Genomic DNA, 17133 nt, shown 5'->3' with positions numbered 1-17133 from the left:
GATCGCTTTGACAGAATTTTAAGCCGCGCCATCGAGCGCGGCTTTTTCGTTTTTAGAACAACAATCCGATAATCAGGCACAGGATGATTGCGATCTGTGCGATCATTGTTGCCAACATTCCGTATTGGCGAAATGTGTGTTTTGCGCCGATGTCTAAGAAATAATAGCCATGCGATAAACGCCCAATCACAAATATCGCAGCGACAATCGCCAAGACCGTGCATGACGCCATTTGTTGGTATTCTACCAGTCCGAGCAAGATCAAAAATAGTGGCGCTTGTTCCACGTTATTGGCGTGTCCGCGAATGCGTTTCATCACGGTTTTGTTGTTAGCATCACCATGCACGATCCGCTCGGATCTGCGCATTTTGATCACGCTGATGGTTTGTGCCAACATCCATATGGCCATGATGACGGCGGTGGTGCTGGTGACAATTAAATTGGTCATGTTATTCCCCTGTTTGATATAAAAAAGGCCGGAACGTTTGTCCCGGCCTTTGGCGTTTATGTAGCGGTGACTATTCGCTGCTGCCCATGAAGTTGAGCAAGAACATGAACATGTTCAAGAAGTCCAAGTACAGGTTCAACGCACCCATGATTGCTGCTTTGCCCAACCACTCGGTTTGGCCAGCAGATGCCATGGCGATATAAGTGTTTTTGATGTTCTGCGTGTCATAGGCTGTAAGGCCTGCAAACACCAAGATACCGATCAATGAAATCGCGAATGACAAACCAGCGGAACCGATCCAGATGTTTAGCAATGATGCAACGATCAGGCCAATCACACCCATGATTAAGAATGAACCCCATGCAGAGATGTCACGCTTGGTTGTGTAACCGTACAAAGACAAGCTGGCGAAGGCGATTGCTGTGGCCAAGAATGTGGTTGCAATTGATGCACCAGTGTAGACGGCGAAGATCCAAGAGATCGACAAACCCATCACAGCGGCAAACAGGATGAACACACCGCGCGCTGTGTTTTCAGACATGCGGTTAATCCCAGCTCCAAAACCAAACACAATGGCAAGCGGGGCAAACATGATGATGTAACGCACAGGGCTTGTGAACATTGTTTGCAATAATTCAGGTGACAAAAGCATGGTTTCCTGCCCTGCGCGTGCAGCGGCAAAATCCATACCCACGACATAGGCAACGATTGCTGTTACCAGCATGCCCAATGACATGATACCGTAAACACGGTTCATGTGGCTGCGCAGACCTTCGTCGATGTCAGACATCGCCCCGGCGCCGGCGCGGCGGATTGTTTCAAAATCGGCCATTATACTCTCCTCAAAGGTTGGCTTGGCGCAAAATGCGCTCTTGTCCTAAATATTGGGGAAATGGCGTGAAACTTCAAGGTAAATCACGGGAATGTTTAGTGAATTCGAACGAAATTGCACGATTTGTGGCCAGAAACAAAAAACCCCTCGCAAATTCATGCAAGGGGAATGCTTTAGGGGAGTATAAGCATTTATTTGTTTGGGGGGTGGAACAGGTTATTTGCGAAAATAAACGGGTGCATCCCACAATGATTTGCGTTGTTCAACGGCGACGTCTTGTGTCGTCAGGCCAATGTCGGCAAGCGCAGATGTTGGCAGGTTGGCCAGTTGTTTGCGCTGGCGGTGCAATGCGTTCATTGCAAAGATTTTTTGTAAAAAGGATTTTTGTTGGCCTGGCGCGCAAGCGTAGGATTTAGTTGGTGCGTATGACATCTGATTACCCTTTCCGTTTCGTTATGTAATCTGTGAATTTCATCAATTTTCTTGATTGTTATGTCAGACTGTGATGTATTTTAGAAACGAATGATTGTGACCAAACCCATCAAGGATTGTGATGTGATACGAAATCTGGATATGACCGCGCTGCGCTCGTTTGTAACTGTTGCCGATGTTGGCGGCGTAACAAAGGCGGCGGCGCAATTGCATCTGACGCAATCGGCGGTGTCAATGCAGCTTAAACGGCTAGAAGAATCCATGGGGTTGCAATTGTTGGATCGATCAGCGCGCAGCATTGGGTTAACCGCACAAGGCGAATTGTTGCTCAGCTATGGGCGCAGATTATTGTCGTTGAATGACGAGGCATGGAATCGTCTGACCGCCGATGATTTTGAGGGCGAGGTGACAATCGGCGTGCCCCATGACATCGTTTACCCCCATATCCCACAGGTTTTGCGCCGCTTTAAACAGGAGTTTCCGCGCGTAAAGGTGAATCTGTTGTCGTCATTCACAGTGGAATTGAAACGCAAATTGGAACGTGGTGAAGTTGATTTAATTTTGGGAACAGAGGCACGTTGCCCCGATGGCGCCACGGTTATTACAGCATCCAGCCTGACATGGTTCGCGGATAAAGAAAGCCGCATTTGGAACCAACGCCCATTGCCATTGGCATATGAAGACCATTGTTTGTTCAGATCATTCGTGATCGAGGCTTTGGATCAGGTGGGCATTCCGTGGGAAGTGGTGGTTGAAACCAAACACGCGCGCACGGTCGAGGTCAGCGTAAGCGCAGGGTTAGCATTGCATGCCTGTTTGAAAAGCACGCAACAGCCCGATTGGTGCGAAGTACCAGCAGAGGCAGGATTACCCGCCTTGCCCGAATTTTTAATCACCATGCACAAGGCAAATTCACAGGATGTATTGCTGGATCGGGTGGGTGAATTGATTATTGCGGAATATAAAAATGGACTGTACCCGCGCAAAAAGACACCTGCGCTGGTTGCTGTCTGATGATGCACACCATCGGGCGGTATTGCCACGAATTATGTGACATCTGGCACTGGCAAAACACGTTTCGCCTTTTATTTCCCATGGTTTTATCAGATGCTGAATGCATCTGCTGCGATTAACGATTGGGTGTTATGTCAAAGGGAAAGCAAAGCTATCAAGACTATTTCACAGAGCGCCCGATGCGGGCCAGTGAAATGGATTCGATTGCACCAACGGTTGGGCTTGCGAAATATTTACCCATTGGACACAGCGAAACCGACACCCCGTTTAGCAAACGCATTAAATCACTATTTGCATTTGTGCTGATTGCATTTTGCATCCCCGCAACGATTTTTTATTTTGATCCTGGGCGCACGCCCTATGTTCATGCGGTGGATTTGTTCATCATCGCGATTAGCATGATTACACTGGCCGTTTTACATTTCACACAAAAGGCTTGGTTGGCATTTGATGTTTTGGGAACCGCAGTGGCGTTTGTGATGTTGTTCAGCTTTTCTGTTGTGGGAAACCGCGGCGCGGATTTATTGGTGCCGGTGTTTTTTCCACTGCTTGCGATCACCGTAAGGGGCCCACATAAATCGTGGATGTGGTTGGTGGTGATCGTCGGGGTGGAGGCGTTGGTCTATTTGATCGCGCCGTATTTGCCAGAATTCAACCACCCGTGGATGATCACCGAATTAAACCCGATGGGATCACTGTTTCATTCGCCACAAAAGCTCCCGATTACGCAGGGCGCAATCAGTGTTGCGATTGTTTTAACTGTATTCATCTATTTTCTGGTGCATTACGCTTATGTCGAGGCGCTAAAGGCGCAGGTTTTGGCCAGGGAACAAGCGGAACAACTTGCCGTAGCCTATAGCCAATCTGACCGATTGTTGCAAAATATCTTGCCCAAATCGGTGGTGGAACGGTTGAAAGAAAACCCAGAACAAATGATCGCGGATGATTTGCCCGATGTGGTGGTGTTGTTCGCGGATCTGGTGGATTTTACCCCGAATGCCTCGCGTATGCCTGCGGCAAGGTTGGTTGCATTGTTAAATGAGGTTTTTTCCAAATTCGACGATCTCGTTGATGGGGCTGGTCTGGAAAAGATCAAAACATCAGGCGATGCCTATATGGTGGCGGGGGGATTGAATAACGGGGGCGATGAGAACCTTGCCAAAATTGCAGAGCTGGCGCTGGATATGCGCCGTATTACGCAAGAGTTATCCTATAACGGGCAGGGCGCGATGAATTTGCGCATTGGTATTCATGTGGGCCCCGTGACCGCAGGCGTGGTTGGGCGGTTGAAGTTTTATTACGACATGTGGGGCGATACAGTGAATTTGGCCTCACGATTGCAATCAAGTGCGCAGGTGGGCGAAATTCAAACATCCAAAGAAACCCGTGCGCGGTTGGAAAATGTCTATGAATTTTCACCGGCAAAAACCAAACGGTTAAAAGGGTTGGGGGATCAACAGGTTTCCACCTTAATCGGGCGAAAAGCCGGATGATAACCCCACATCGATTGTATTCCGCGCAGGGTTATGAACGATTAACACTAGCCATTGCTTCATTTCTGGTCTAAGGGCGCGAGGAACTCTTTCCTCCTATAAAGGCGCCTTGTTATGGACCTGAGAAATATTGCGATTATCGCACACGTTGACCACGGCAAAACCACATTGGTTGACGAGCTGTTGAAACAGTCTGGTATTTACCGCGAAAACGAAGCCACGCAAGAACGCGCGATGGACAGCAACGATCTGGAACGCGAACGTGGGATTACGATTTTCGCTAAACCGACGTCTGTTGTTTGGAACAACACACGTATTAATATCGTGGATACACCCGGCCACGCCGACTTCGGCGGCGAAGTTGAACGTATCTTGTCCATGGTTGATGGTGTTGTATTGTTGGTTGATGCGGCCGAAGGTCCGATGCCACAGACCAAATTCGTAACATCGAAAGCCTTGGCGCTGGGCTTGCGCCCAATTGTTGTGGTGAACAAAGTTGATAAACCCGATGGCGAACCTGATCGCGCATTGGACGAATGTTTCGATTTGTTTGCAAACCTTGATGCAACAGACGAACAACTTGATTTCCCAACCATGTACGCATCAGGCCGTAGCGGCTGGGCCGATATGGAATTGGACGGCCCACGCAAAGATTTGTCTGCATTGTTTGATTTGATCTTGGAACATGTTCCTGCACCAAAACAAATCGCAGAACAGGCAAAACCTTTCACCATGTTGGCGACAACATTGGGCGGCGATCCATTTTTGGGTCGTTTGCTGACAGGTCGTGTTGAAACAGGCACGATGAAGGCAGGACAGCAGATCAAAGCAATGTCACGCGATGGCACATTGATCGAAAATTTCCGCGTGACCAAGATTTTGGCATTCCGTGGTTTGGAACAAACCGCAATTGAAACGGCCGAGGCTGGGGACATTGTTTCCATCGCTGGTATGTCCAAGGCGACTGTTGCTGACACATTGGCAGATGTTTCCGTAAGCGAAGCAATCCCAGCACAACCGATTGATCCGCCAACCATCACTGTAACCTTTGGTATCAACGACAGCCCCCTGGCCGGTCGCGATGGCAAAAAGGTTCAATCACGTGTGATCCGTGATCGTTTGATGAAAGAAGCAGAATCAAACGTTGCGATCAAAGTGTCCGACACACCCGGTGGTGAAGCCTTCGAAGTTGCGGGTCGTGGCGAATTGCAAATGGGCGTTTTGATTGAAAACATGCGCCGCGAAGGGTTTGAATTGTCAATTTCACGCCCACAAGTTTTGCTGCGTGAAGAAAACGGCCAGAAAATGGAACCTATCGAAGAGGTGACCATCGACGTTGATGACGAATATTCTGGTGCGGTGATTGAAAAACTTACAGGTGTACGCCGCGGTGAGTTGACCGAAATGAAATCCGCTGGTGGTGGCAAAACACGTATCATCGCCCATGTGCCTGCACGTGGCTTGATTGGTTATCACGGTGAATTTTTGACAGATACTCGTGGTACTGGCGTGATTAACCGCGTGTTCCATGACTGGGCACCGTTCAAAGGGCCAATCCCTGGTCGTCGCGCGGGTGTATTGATTTCCATGGAAAACGGACAATCCGTTTCCTATGCGATTTTCAACCTCGAAGATCGTGGTAAATTTTTTATCGGCGCACAAGAAGACGTGTACCAAGGGATGATCATTGGCGAGCATAACCGTGAAAACGATCTGGAAGTGAACCCGCTTAAGGGTAAAAAGCTGACCAACGTGCGCGCATCTGGTACAGACGAAGCTGTGCGTTTGACGACACCTATGAAATTGTCACTGGAAGAAGCCATCGCATATATCGACAACGATGAATTGGTAGAAGTGACACCAAACAACATTCGTCTGCGTAAACGTTATCTTGATCCAAATGAGCGTAAACGCATGAGCAAAGTTGCAAGTTAAACTTGTATTTTTGATTCATTTACGACGAATCTCTTACAAAAGGAAATCTTTGCATAATGCAAAGATTTCCTTTTTTTATTAACCATACGGTAAATGCTTTCTAAATTTTCTCAGATTTTCTGAGGAAATTTCTAGAATATTTTATTTAATTTCAATTACTTACTCTCCTAATTTATTTACGTGGGTCAAAGTGCATCACGATGCATCGGGGCGGTTTTTGCTGTATATTCTAGGGGAGTGAAACAATTAATGATCGCCTTAGGGTGAAGTAAGGGTAAATAGTATGAAACATCCAGTAGATGTGCATGTAGGCAAAAAAATTCGGTATCGTCGTTGGATGGTCGGAATGACACAGCAACAATTGGCTGAATCGGTGGGGATTAAATTTCAACAAATTCAGAAATACGAAACAGGCATGAACCGCGTGAGCGCGTCTCGTTTGTGGGATATCGCGGAAACATTAGAAGTGCCTGTGCATTTCTTTTTTGATGGTGTTCAAAACGGTGAAATCGAAACTGAAATCACCGCAGAACCAGCACCAAGCGATACAGATTTATTGGCAGACAAAGAAGCCTTGGCATTGGTGCGTTCATATTATGCAATCCCAGAAAACCAACGTCGCAAGCTGTTTGATCTTGCGCGTGTGCTTTCCGAAGCAGCGTAAGTTTTCAGATTAACCAGTACCGGTGGCTTGACCGTTGCCAATGATTGTGAAATTCCCGTTGTGTGAACCACAGCGGGAATTTTTTATGCAACAACCCTCACAACTTCAAATTGAACTGATGACGGTTGCACATGAATTGGCGGACGCGGCGCGCCCCATTGCGCTTCACTTTTTTCGCAAATCCGCACAGGGGTTGGAAAATAAACTGTCGGATGGGTTTGATCCCGTAACATTGGCGGATCGCGAAATTGAACAAGCGATGCGCGATATTTTGACAGTGCAGCGCCCCGATGATGGTATTTTGGGCGAAGAATTTCCCGACATTCCCAGCCAATCTGGGCTGACGTGGGTGTTGGACCCGATTGATGGTACGCGCGGATTTATCAGCGGTACGCCAACCTGGGGCGTTTTGATTGCAATCAATGATGGTGATGCACCCGTGTTTGGGATCGTTGATCAACCGTTTACAGGCGAGCGATATTGCGGTGGGTTTGGCACGGCGTTGTTACGCCATGCGGGGCGTGAAATGCCACTGGGAACCCGTAAAACCACAACATTGTCGGAATCTGTCATTTTCACCACCTTTCCAGAGGTGGGCAGCAAACAAGAAGGCGAAGCATTCCATGCCGTTGCCAAGCAATGTAAATTAACACGCTATGGTATGGATTGTTATGCCTATGCCCTGTTGGCGGCTGGGCAGGTGGATTTGGTGATTGAGGCGGGGTTAAACCCTTATGATATCCAAGGCCCCTTGGCCGTGATCGCGGCCGCAGGCGGAATTGTTACGGATTGGCAGGGTGGTGATGCGCAACATGGCGGGCGTGTGATAGCAGCGGCAAACGCAACCATACACTCCCAAGCGTTAGAGATTTTAGCGCGGTATTAATCCGCCAAAAAGGATTCAATCCGTTTCCATACATCGGCGGTGATGTGGTCTTCTTCTAACATCACCTCGTGTTGGGCATTGTCCAAAATCACCAATTCACCGTTTGGCCATTTATTCATCACATTGCGAATGCAATCTTTGTCCACGATTTGCTCGTTTGATCCGAGAAAACACAAACAGTCTGTTTTCGGTGCGGGCATTTCACACAGAGTAGCAGTTTCTTCCATCGCTTTGCGCATCCAGTGCACCGATGGGCCACCCAGTTCCAAATCGGGAAAGCTGGAAATCTGTTTGCGGATCATTGCGTATTCATCGGCATTATTGGTCAGGGTGTTACCCTTAAATTCCTGAACCATCGCGTAATTCTGCAATGTGGTGGTCGGGGCAAGCTTTTCGGTTTTACCCAATGCCGCGGAAAGAGAGGACACCGCGCTGGCAACGGGTTTCATCATGGGGGACAGATATATGCCCCACATGGGTGCGGAAAAAATAACCTTTTTCACAGGCAGACCGTTGTGCAACGCGCGAAGCCCGATTGCCCCACCCATGGAATGGCACAATGCCACTTCTGGTGCGGGGAAGCCTTGTTCGGTGATGAATTCATTCACCGCTGCAATATCCAATTGGAAATCTGCAAAATCATCCACATGGCCGATAGTGCGCGATGCGCCGAAGCGATCGGATAATCCTTGGCCGCGCCAATCGACAGCAACAACGCTGTAACCCATTTCGACAAAACGGGTGGCAACCGCGCCGTATTTTTCAATATATTCGGTGCGTCCTTGGAACAATAACACCGTACCCTTGTCGCCGCCCTTCCAGCCGGCGACACGGATTCGTTTTCCATCAGAGCAAACCATCCAATTACAGATAGTACCCTTTGGCGCACGCGCCACTGATTTATGAAATGGCGCGTTCATCACGATTAACCCAGAATAGTACCCAGTTTCATCGCTTGTGACATGTCGCCATCAACCGCCAATTTGCCTGACATAAACGCAGATGTTGCGTTCACTTCGCCAGTCATAATGCCAGCAAGTGTTTCGGCGTCTGCTGTCATTGTGCATTCTGCATCATCATCGCTGGCGACTGCGCCGCTTTCGTTGATAATCAGTGAACCTTCGCCGTCGACAACGATTTTGATTGAACCGTCAAAACCTTCTCCGTCCAGTTTTTCGTTGATCGCCGTTACGGCTGTATTGATTACATCACTCATTTTTGTCTCCTCTGAACCGACAAGGTTCTTTTCCTGATTGCGTGTCGCATGCTACGCTATGCGCACCATGCAGATTTATACCCATATATCAAAGCACGTCGTTGCGTTATTTCTAGTGTTTATTGTCGCGCTGGGAATGATTCCGCTTAAAAATGCGGTATTTGCACAAGAGTTGGCCGAAAATAGCGTGCTGGATGATCTGTTTGCACAGTTGAAAGACCCAAATCAAACCAATCCCGAAGGTGTTGAAAAAAAGATTTGGCGCGAATGGTCGAAATCGGGTTCGGATGCCATGGATTATTTGCTGGAACGTGGGCAAAAGGCAATGGAGGCGGGCGATTATGATGCCGCGATTGAACATCTGTCGGCGCTGATTGATCACGCCCCTGATTTTGCCGAAGGCTGGAACGCACGCGCCACGGTGTTTTTCTTGATTGATGAATATGGGCTTTCTTTGTCGGATGTGCGACAGGTTTTGATATTAAACCCGCGACATTTCGGTGCATTGGCAGGGCTTGGTTCAATATACGAAGGTTTGAATCGCAAGGCCGAAGCATTGGCCGCATATGAACAGGTGCTGGAATTAAACCCACACCATGAACCCGTGAAACAGGCCGTGGCACGTTTGACCCAAGAATTAGAAGGCACCGCCCTTTAAGAATGTCGCTTAATCCATCTCGTATCTGTGCCGTGTTGGGGCCAACCAACACCGGCAAAACGCATTATGCCATCGAACGTATGTTGGCACATCGCACAGGAATCATCGGCCTACCATTACGATTATTGGCACGCGAAGTGTATGATCGCATCGTGGCATTGCGCGGCCCATCAGTTGTGGCGCTGGTTACAGGCGAAGAACGCATCGTGCCAGCACGCGCACAGTTCTGGGTGTGCACGGTAGAGGCCATGCCCCAAGGCATGGGAGCGGATTTTGTCGCCATTGATGAAATTCAATTGTGCGCCGATCCTGAACGTGGACATGTGTTTACTGATCGTCTGTTAAATATGCGTGGGCATCATGAAACGCTGTTCATGGGGGCATCCACCATGCGCGGCCCGATTTCACAATTGGTGCGCGGCGTGGAATTCATGCACCGCGATCGTTTTTCCGAACTGAATTACGCAGGTTCCAAAAAAATAAGCCGTATGCCCGCGCGAAGTGCAATCGTGGGATTTTCCGTTGATAATGTTTACGCCATCGCCGAATTGTTGCGCCGCCAAAAGGGTGGTGCAGCAGTGGTGATGGGGGCGTTATCGCCGCGCACGCGCAATGCACAGGTGGAAATGTATCAAAACGGTGATGTGGATTATCTGGTTGCCACAGATGCCATTGGCATGGGGTTAAATCTGGATATCACCCATGTAGCATTTTCGGGATTGTCGAAATTTGACGGACGCAAAATGCGCCGATTGATGCCAAATGAATTGTCCCAAATCGCGGGGCGGGCAGGGCGGTATCGCACATCGGGCACATTTGGTGTGACGGGCGAAGCCCCACCATTGGAACCAGAGGTGGTGGAAGCCATCGAAAACCATCGCTTTACCCCGTTGAAAAAATTGCAGTGGCGCAATTCAAAACTGTCCTTTGGGACAGTGGATGCCTTGATCAAATCACTGGAACAATCATCAAGCGATAGCGTGTTGATCAAGGCACGCCCGGCCGAGGATCAGCGCACATTACAAGCGGTTTATAATGATGCAGAGGTCATGGCGCGCGCAAGCGATCCTGCATCGGTTCAGTTATTGTGGGACACTTGCCGAATCCCCGATTTTCGGGGCATTTCATTTACCGATCACACCAATATCGTCGAACGCATTTTCAATTTCTTGCACGAATTTGGGCAGGTATCCGAAGACTGGTTTGCCAATCAGATTGCTCATATCGATAAAATCGGCGGTGGTATTGATAGTTTATCCAAGCGATTGGCATTTATCCGCACATGGACCTATGTTGCCCAAAGAAAGGGCTGGGTTGCCAATGAAAACTATTGGCGCGAGGAAACACGTGCAGTAGAAGACCGCCTATCAGATGCGCTTCATAGTGCATTAACACAACGATTTGTCGATCGGCGCACATCCGTTTTGATGCGCCGCTTGAAACAGAAGGAGAGCCTTGTGGCCGAAGTAGACAACAATGGTGGCGTAACCGTCGAAGGTGAATTTATTGGTCATCTGAATGGATTCAGATTCCAATTGGACAAAAGCGCATCGCCAGAAGAGGCGAAAACATTGCGTGCGGCATCTGTTGCGGCACTTCAGCCAGAATTCAATCTGCGGTCGGATCGTATGTATAATGCACCCGATACCGAATTTGATTTCACCGAACAGGGTGGATTGATGTGGGGCGAACATGCGGTTGGCAAATTGGTTGCAGGCGCGGATGCGTTGTCACCGATGGTCGAGGTTTTCGTTGATGACGAAGCAGGCGTTGATGTTGCCAAAAAGGTTGAACGCCGTATGTCACATTTCATTGAGCGCAAAATCGCCGCGGCATTTGAATCATTGATCGCGCTTCGCGATGACGAGGCCATTGTTGGCCTTGCCCGTGGTTTGGCGTTTCGCCTTGTCGAAAGTCTGGGCGTAATCCCGCGTTCTGTGGTCGCAAAAGAGGTGAAAGACCTGGATCAAGACGGACGTGGTTTGTTGCGCAAACACGGCGTGCGTTTTGGCCAATACACAATTTTCCAACAGTTGATGTTGAAACCCGCGCCAACACGTTTGCGTTTGGTCTTATGGTCGCTCCAGGAAGGCTTGGACGAATTCCCAGAGGCACCGCCCGCTGGTTTGGTCACAATCCCAGAGGTCAAAGGCGCACCAAAGGGTTATTACCCACGTGCAGGTTATCGTTTGGCGGGCACACGTGCGATCCGCATTGATATGTTGGAACGCCTTGCCGATTTAACCCGCGCCCAAGATGTGAAATCTGGGTTCGAGGCCAATGGTGATATGTTATCTATCACTGGCATGACCTTGGAGCAATTCGCCGATTTGATGCAAGGTCTTGGCTTTGCCGCCGAAAAAGGCGAGCGCGAAAAGCTGAAACAAGAGGCTGGCGAAGAAAAACCAGCAAAAGAGGGTGCAGAGGCCGAGGAAGACACAACAGAAATCTTCTATACCTTTAAATGGGTTCCAAAACAGCGTGCTGCACGCCCTGACAATCAGCAATCGCAAAAACCACGCAAGCCAAAAGGCAACGCGAAATCAACAGGACCGAAGAAGCACAGCGCAAAACCACCGCGCAAGGATAAACCGGTTGATCCAGATAATCCGTTTGCGGCCTTGATGGCGCTTAAAGGTAAATAGCATTTGACAGATACGCCCGACACAGTTCGCATTGATAAATGGTTATGGTATGCGCGGTTTTTTAAAACCCGTTCCATGTGTGCCAAACTGATTTCGGATGGGCGTATCATCTTAAACGATCAGAAAATCAAAAAACCTGCGACCACCGTAAATATCGGTGATCGCGTTTTGTTTCGCCAAGGTGAATGGCAGCGGATCGTCACGATTGCGGGTATCGGGACACGCCGTGGTCCCGCATCCGAAGCACAGGAATTATACGAAGATTTATCCCCGCCAAAACCCAAGCGGGAAAATAATCCACAAAACCCGAAATTTGAAGGAAAAGGGCGCCCAACTGGGAAACAACGTCGCGCCTTGTCCTCTTTTTCACCAAAGAGCCTTGATTGATTGTAAGCATACCCATATTAGACCCGTGGTTAGTTCAGGAATAATGTTCAATGACATATATCGTCAATGATGCGTGCATCGCTTGTAAATACACCGACTGTGTCGAGGTTTGCCCCGTAGATTGTTTCTACGAGGGTGAAAATATGCTGGTGATTCATCCAGATGAATGTATCGACTGTGGTGTGTGCGAACCCGAATGCCCAGCGGATGCAATTCGCCCCGATACCGAACCGGAAACAGAAAAATGGGTAGAGTTTAACCGCAAGTATTCCGAAATCTGGCCTGTGATCATCACCAAGAAAGATCAACTGCCAGAGGCAGAGGAACGCGATGGCGAAGAGGGCAAATTGGAAAAGTATTTTTCCGAAAACCCAGGCGAAGGCGGCTGATTCGCACCATTCCGCGCATTTGCGAAATTGATAGGGGCGAATTTTACCGAAATCCCATATTTCATTGGGAAAACAGGATCGTTTAATGTTGAATGAGCAGCGCTGGAAGGTGCTGCTTTTTTGTGGTATACTGTGTGGGATGAATAAGGAGTGCTCGCATCGTTATTGCGCAGTTGTGCAGGCAATTTAATCCCGAAATTTGAACTGTTGTAATGGTAATTCTTACCACCAAGAAGTTTTGGTTTGGGCGCGAGCAAGAGAGAAGGAACAGTCATCTATGGCCAAGAAAAAAGTCGGCAATTTTCGTATGAACGATTACGTGGTTTATCCTGCACATGGTGTGGGCAAAATCACGTTGATCGAAGAACAAGAAGTCGCTGGGATCATCATGGAATTATTCGTAATTTCATTTGAAAAAGACAAAATGACATTGCGTGTTCCCACGGCCAAGGCCGATTCTGTTGGTATGCGTAACCTTGCCAGCGCGGATGAAATTACCAAAGCAATGACCACGCTCAAGGGTCGCGCACGTGTCAAACGCGCAATGTGGTCACGCCGCGCGCAAGAATACGAACAAAAAATCAATTCGGGTGATTTGATTGCGATTGCCGAAGTTGTGCGTGATTTGCACCGCAATGACGAACAACGCGAACAATCCTATTCCGAGCGTCAGTTGTACGAAGCGGCGTTAGAGCGGCTTATCCGTGAAGTTGCGGCTGTGGATGGTACAGACGAAGCAATGGCTACAGAAAAAGTGTTGGGTGTTTTGGCATCACGTGCCGTTGCCGCCTAATCACATTGCGCAAATTTGATTGAAAGCCGCGCCCAATGGGTGCGGCTTTTACGTGAGCAATATAATCGCAACGATTGCAGCAATCATGCCGATCTGTTGGCTTGCCCCTAAAACATCACCCGTTTGTCCACCCAATTTGCGCAATGCCATGATGAACAATGGCAGGGTTGCAAGAATTACGAACACCAGTATTGGCAGACCAAGCCATCCAAATATCGTAACTGATATCGCAACGCAGAGTGTGGTTGCGATTGCTACGCTTAGACGCGATGGTGTGCCTGCGCGCGCCGCCATTCCAGTTTGGCGCGCATTGGGTAAACTATACATCGCTAACACCATTGGTAGGCGCGACAATGCAGATATTCCAATCAGCACCAAAATAAACCGCTCGGTTCCAATTTCCAATAAACCAAGCCAAGTCAACAAAACGGTGAAAATCAATGCTAAGGTGCCATATGCGCCAATGCGGCTGTCTTTCATAATTTCAAGGCGTCGTTCCGCGTCCATCGCTCCCCAAAAACCATCGGCGCAATCGGCAAGCCCATCTTCGTGTAAACCACCCGTTAGAATTGCCAAAGTTGCCAACGCGCACAGCTCTGGCATGCCAGATGGCAAGCCAATCGCGCTGAGACAATACGCAACCACCCCTGCAAAAAGACCGAGCACCACACCAACCAGTGGAAATGCCCATGCTGCATCCGCGCCACGCTGTCCTGCACGTTCATGGTTCACGGGTACTGGCAGGCGCGTCAGCAAACTCGCCGCCGCCCAGATATCGTGGGTTTCAATTTGAAACTCGCCATCACCGTCGTTCATCGCGTCTACCTTTTCGCAATTGGGATTACATCGTTGGCTGATACCCGTTATTGAGGTGTAAATTCAACACGCAAACAGGGTAAAAATATGACTGCTGCCTTTTCGTCGATTTCAGAATTCAAATCCGTATTGACAAATGCGCCGAACCCCAACCAGAAAGCAATGCGTGATGCCACCGCGCATAACGGGCAATTGACAAAACCACCAAGCGCATTGGGGCGACTGGAAGATATCGCTATTTGGTACGCATCATGGCGTGGTGAAGTGACCCCCCAAATTGAAAACCCGCAGGTAATTATTTTTGCGGGCAATCACGGAGTGACCGCGCGCGGTGTGTCTGCGTTTCCAGCGGATGTGACCGCGCAAATGGTCATGAATTTTCAACATGGTGGTGCGGCGATTAACCAATTGGCCAAAACATTTGGTGCGAAAATGAATGTGCATGCGCTTGATCTTGATAACCCAACCCAAGATTTCACCAAAGGCCCTGCAATGAGCGCGGATGAATGTCTGGCGGCGTTGCAAATCGGATGGGATGCGGTTGATCCAGAAACCGACCTGTTGGTGACGGGCGAAATGGGTATCGGTAATACCACATCAGCCGCGGCAATTGCCTGTGCGCTATTTGGCGGTGAACCATCGACATGGGTGGGCAAGGGGACGGGCGTTGATGATGCGGGCGTTGCATTGAAATCCCAAGTGGTCAGCGATGGTTTAGCCGCGAACACAGATCGTGATCCAATGGCAATCTTGGCCGCATTTGGTGGGCGCGAGGTGGTGGCAATGGCTGGCGCAATTGCGCGTGCTCGTGTCTTATCTATTCCCGTCATTTTGGATGGTTTTATTTGCACCGCCGCTGCCGCCTGTTTGGAAAGCGCACAACTTGGCGCATTGGATCATTGTGTGGCGGGGCATCAATCAGATGAACAGGCGCATATAAAACTGTTGACCGCTTTGAACAAAAAGCCCTTATTGGCGTTGGATATGCGTCTTGGCGAAGGATCGGGCGCAGCGCTTGCAATTGGTATCGTAAAAGCTGCGGTTGCCTGTCATTCGGGCATGGCAACATTTGCACAAGCAGGCGTTTCAGAAGGATAGCAAAATGACCAAAGATGCAGAAAACAAACCCAAACGCCCTGTAAAAAACCTTGCCGCGGGTAAATATCAACCAAGCCCAAATCGTTACGATAACATGCCATATCGCCACTGTGGCAAATCGGGGCTAAAGCTGCCTGCGATATCGCTTGGGCTTTGGCATAACTTTGGCCATGACTTTCCGCATCAAAACAAGCGTGATATTTGCACCACGGCGTTTGATCTGGGCATTACGCATTTTGATTTGGCCAATAACTATGGGCCCCCCGCAGGCAGCGCCGAAGAAGCATTTGGCGAAATTCTGAAAACCGATTTTGACGGATATCGCGATGAATTACTGATTTCATCAAAGGCGGGATATGACATGTGGCCAGGGCCATATGGCGAATGGGGGAGCCGGAAATATCTGATCGCATCTTGTGATCAATCGTTGAAACGCATGGGGCTTGATTACGTTGATATTTTCTATTCGCACCGTTTTGACCCCAACACCCCGCTGGAGGAAACCATGGGGGCGCTGGATCATATCGTGCGTTCAGGGCGCGCGCTATACGCTGGAATTTCCTCTTATAATTCGCAACGTACACGCGAAGCGGCCGCGATCCTCAAGGATCTGGGAACGCCATGTGTTATTCATCAGCCATCTTATAATATGTTGAACCGCTGGATCGAAACCGATGGGCTAAAGGATACATTGGGTGAGCTTGGCATTGGTTCAATCGCCTTTACCCCGCTGGCACAGGGGATGTTAACCAACAAATATTTGGGTGGGAAAATCACCGAAGGCCGCGCAGTTCAGGGCAAATCGTTGCTTGATGGTTTCTTGTCTGAAAAAGCAATCGCAAAAATTCGCCAGTTAAACGACATCGCCGAAAATCGTGGCCAAACATTGGCCCAAATGGCAATCGCTTGGGTGCTACGCGAAGGTAAAATTACATCGGCATTGATTGGTGCTTCAAAACCATCACAGGTGATCGATTGTGTAGGCGCGATAGATAATTTGGAATTCAGTGCGGATGAGCTTGCGCAAATTGATGAAATTGCAACGGATCAAGACATCAATCTTTGGGCGCAGTCATCGCAAGGGTAATCGCGAACGCATTTGAAGGTGCCTTTATTCGCAAAATAACCCTTGTTTGAAGTGGTCTTTTCCACCTCATTAATGGTGCATTGATCTTGCAGTTTCTCTCTTCCCCAGTAGGGAGAAGAGTGCTTTCGTTTTTGCCATAATTTGGGTCTGTCCCCCCTTTTACTTAAATGTGTAGGCGCGTTTCGTCGCAAAATATGGGGACAAAATATCTGAACTGTCCGTCGTCAGATAAATTGGAACACGTGAGCTTATAAATTAATGGAGGCTCTGGTTCGTCGTTGATTTGATTATGCCGCTTTTCTGAAGTGTTGCAAGCGGCGCTGATTGATGGTGTTGCGTT

18 protein-coding genes are annotated in these 17133 nt (G+C 49.0%); 12 read left to right on the top strand and 6 right to left on the bottom strand.

Features of this window, described 5'->3' with window-relative positions:
• Positions 1-52: 52 nt before the first annotated feature.
• The 3 genes from IE094_RS15085 to IE094_RS15075 all read right to left on the bottom strand — a co-directional run bounded on the left by IE094_RS15085 (position 53) and on the right by IE094_RS15075 (position 1712).
• Positions 53-448: an MAPEG family protein gene (locus tag IE094_RS15085; RefSeq protein WP_189641548.1), complete on the bottom strand. Its 396-nt coding sequence runs from the start codon at positions 446-448 to the stop codon at positions 53-55.
• A 70-nt stretch (positions 449-518) separates the two neighbouring features.
• The gene (locus IE094_RS15080) at positions 519-1280 is read right to left on the bottom strand and encodes a Bax inhibitor-1/YccA family protein (RefSeq protein ID WP_189641547.1); all 762 of its coding nucleotides are present in this window, start codon (positions 1278-1280) and stop codon (positions 519-521) included.
• A gap of 216 nt (positions 1281-1496) precedes the next feature.
• Positions 1497-1712, bottom strand: coding sequence for a DUF1127 domain-containing protein (locus IE094_RS15075; RefSeq protein WP_189641546.1), 216 nt, complete (start codon positions 1710-1712; stop codon positions 1497-1499).
• Positions 1713-1835: 123 nt separating this feature from the next.
• On the opposite strand from IE094_RS15075, the gene IE094_RS15070 reads away from it, so the two are divergent.
• The 5 genes from IE094_RS15070 (at position 1836) to hisN (ending at position 7704) form a co-directional block, all read left to right on the top strand.
• Complete coding sequence (locus tag IE094_RS15070) at positions 1836-2726, top strand: LysR family transcriptional regulator (protein ID WP_189641545.1); 891 nt, start codon at positions 1836-1838, stop codon at positions 2724-2726.
• A gap of 131 nt (positions 2727-2857) precedes the next feature.
• Entirely contained in the window at positions 2858-4219 is a 1362-nt protein-coding gene (locus IE094_RS15065; protein ID WP_189641544.1) for an adenylate/guanylate cyclase domain-containing protein, read from the top strand.
• A 114-nt stretch (positions 4220-4333) separates the two neighbouring features.
• On the top strand, positions 4334-6154 hold the full coding sequence (typA, locus tag IE094_RS15060) for a translational GTPase TypA (protein ID WP_189641543.1): 1821 nt from the start codon (positions 4334-4336) through the stop codon (positions 6152-6154).
• Between the two features lie 283 nt (positions 6155-6437).
• Positions 6438-6818, top strand: a complete 381-nt coding sequence (locus tag IE094_RS15055; protein ID WP_189641542.1) for a helix-turn-helix domain-containing protein — start codon at positions 6438-6440, stop codon at positions 6816-6818.
• Between the two features lie 85 nt (positions 6819-6903).
• A complete protein-coding gene (gene hisN / locus IE094_RS15050; protein WP_189641541.1) occupies positions 6904-7704 on the top strand; it encodes a histidinol-phosphatase in 801 nt (266 codons plus the stop codon).
• Here the strand turns inward: hisN and IE094_RS15045 are convergent.
• A complete protein-coding gene (locus tag IE094_RS15045) occupies positions 7701-8624 on the bottom strand; it encodes an alpha/beta hydrolase (RefSeq protein WP_189641540.1) in 924 nt (307 codons plus the stop codon). The genes hisN and IE094_RS15045 overlap by 4 nt on opposite strands.
• 5 nt (positions 8625-8629) lie before the next feature.
• The gene (locus tag IE094_RS15040; RefSeq protein ID WP_189641539.1) at positions 8630-8920 is read right to left on the bottom strand and encodes an SCP2 sterol-binding domain-containing protein; all 291 of its coding nucleotides are present in this window, start codon (positions 8918-8920) and stop codon (positions 8630-8632) included.
• Between the two features lie 136 nt (positions 8921-9056).
• On the opposite strand from IE094_RS15040, the gene IE094_RS15035 reads away from it, so the two are divergent.
• From IE094_RS15035 to IE094_RS15015, 5 genes are all read left to right on the top strand, one after another.
• Positions 9057-9578, top strand: coding sequence for a tetratricopeptide repeat protein (locus tag IE094_RS15035; protein ID WP_189641538.1), 522 nt, complete (start codon positions 9057-9059; stop codon positions 9576-9578).
• 2 nt (positions 9579-9580) lie between these two features.
• A complete protein-coding gene (locus IE094_RS15030; RefSeq protein WP_189641537.1) occupies positions 9581-12223 on the top strand; it encodes a helicase-related protein in 2643 nt (880 codons plus the stop codon).
• A gap of 3 nt (positions 12224-12226) precedes the next feature.
• On the top strand, positions 12227-12610 hold the full coding sequence (locus IE094_RS15025) for an RNA-binding S4 domain-containing protein (RefSeq protein ID WP_189641536.1): 384 nt from the start codon (positions 12227-12229) through the stop codon (positions 12608-12610).
• A 50-nt stretch (positions 12611-12660) separates the two neighbouring features.
• Complete coding sequence (fdxA, locus tag IE094_RS15020; RefSeq protein ID WP_189641535.1) at positions 12661-12999, top strand: ferredoxin FdxA; 339 nt, start codon at positions 12661-12663, stop codon at positions 12997-12999.
• Between the two features lie 277 nt (positions 13000-13276).
• Positions 13277-13792, top strand: coding sequence for a CarD family transcriptional regulator (locus tag IE094_RS15015; protein ID WP_189641534.1), 516 nt, complete (start codon positions 13277-13279; stop codon positions 13790-13792).
• Between the two features lie 48 nt (positions 13793-13840).
• Here the strand turns inward: IE094_RS15015 and cobS are convergent, their stop codons facing one another.
• Positions 13841-14608, bottom strand: a complete 768-nt coding sequence (cobS, locus tag IE094_RS15010; RefSeq protein ID WP_189641533.1) for an adenosylcobinamide-GDP ribazoletransferase — start codon at positions 14606-14608, stop codon at positions 13841-13843.
• A gap of 87 nt (positions 14609-14695) precedes the next feature.
• Here cobS and cobT point away from each other — a divergent pair, with 87 nt between their 5' ends.
• Both cobT and mgrA read left to right on the top strand, forming a co-directional pair.
• On the top strand, positions 14696-15706 hold the full coding sequence (gene cobT / locus IE094_RS15005) for a nicotinate-nucleotide--dimethylbenzimidazole phosphoribosyltransferase (RefSeq protein WP_189641532.1): 1011 nt from the start codon (positions 14696-14698) through the stop codon (positions 15704-15706).
• A gap of 4 nt (positions 15707-15710) precedes the next feature.
• Entirely contained in the window at positions 15711-16793 is a 1083-nt protein-coding gene (mgrA, locus tag IE094_RS15000) for an L-glyceraldehyde 3-phosphate reductase (RefSeq protein ID WP_189641531.1), read from the top strand.
• Positions 16794-17133: the final 340 nt, after the last annotated feature.

This window comes from Paramylibacter ulvae, assembly GCF_014652655.1.
In the GTDB taxonomy this organism is placed as follows: Bacteria; Pseudomonadota; Alphaproteobacteria; order Rhodobacterales; family Rhodobacteraceae; genus Amylibacter; species Amylibacter ulvae.
Note: the sequence above shows the minus strand (reverse complement) of the source record. Positions and strands in the feature narration are given on the sequence as shown.